This window comes from Oleiphilus sp. HI0066 (genome assembly GCF_001635725.1).
Map to the genome: position 1 here is coordinate 1 of NZ_LWFH01001517.1, position 883 is coordinate 883.

An 883-nucleotide genomic window follows, 5' to 3' on the forward strand; every position below is an offset into this window, starting at 1 on the left:
GATGCTCGTGATAACTGGGCCTAATATGGGTGGTAAATCTACCTACATGCGCCAAGTAGCGATCATCGCTCTAATGGCTTATTCAGGCGCTTATGTACCAGCTAACTCGGCAACTTTTGGCCCTATCGATCAAATATTTACACGCATGGGAAGTGCCGATGACACCGCAGGTGGCCGTTCTACTTTCATGGTGGAGATGACGGAAACTGCGAACATCCTTAATAACGCGACTAGCAATAGTCTGGTTCTAATGGATGAGGTTGGTCGTGGAACGAGTACATTTGATGGATTGTCGCTAGCATGGTCTGCCGCAGAGTATCTCTCAAACAATACAAAAGCGTTTACTCTTTTTGCCACACACTATTTTGAAATGACGCAGCTAGCTGATCGCTTGAGTAACGTTACCAACGTTCATCTGAAAGCTACAGAGCATGACGATAAGATTATTTTCTTGCACAGCGTATTAGATGGCGCTGCGAATAAAAGCTACGGGTTACAAGTCGCGCAATTGGCAGGTGTACCAAGCTCTGTCGTCGCTAACGCGAAAGCCAAGTTGTCGGAACTTGAGTCCGATAAATCGTTAGAGTTCGCTCAGTCAGTTGATTCAGGCAAAGTTGGTGCATCTGCAAGCTGCAATAAAAATACTAAAGAAGACGATTTTTTTCAAGCAGAACTGTTTGGTTCGCCCAAATCTAAAGTTGAAGAACTACTGGAAGGAATTGATGTTGATAGCTTAAGCCCTCGTGAAGCGCTTAATGCCTTGTATCAACTAAAGGATGAACTAAGCTAATTCAAATTGGCATAAGCAAATTCGTTTTTGCTCTTGATCGATTATAAGGCTATCGCTAGAATTGCAAACCGCTCGAAAGCCGCGGGATTAATG

Annotated in this window: 1 pseudogene; it reads left to right on the forward strand. The window is 44.1% G+C overall.

From position 1 onward, the window contains the following. Positions 1 to 790 (forward strand): annotated as a pseudogene (locus A3738_RS23615) (DNA mismatch repair protein MutS); the annotation flags it as partial. Between the last annotated feature and the right edge of the window lie 93 nt (positions 791 to 883).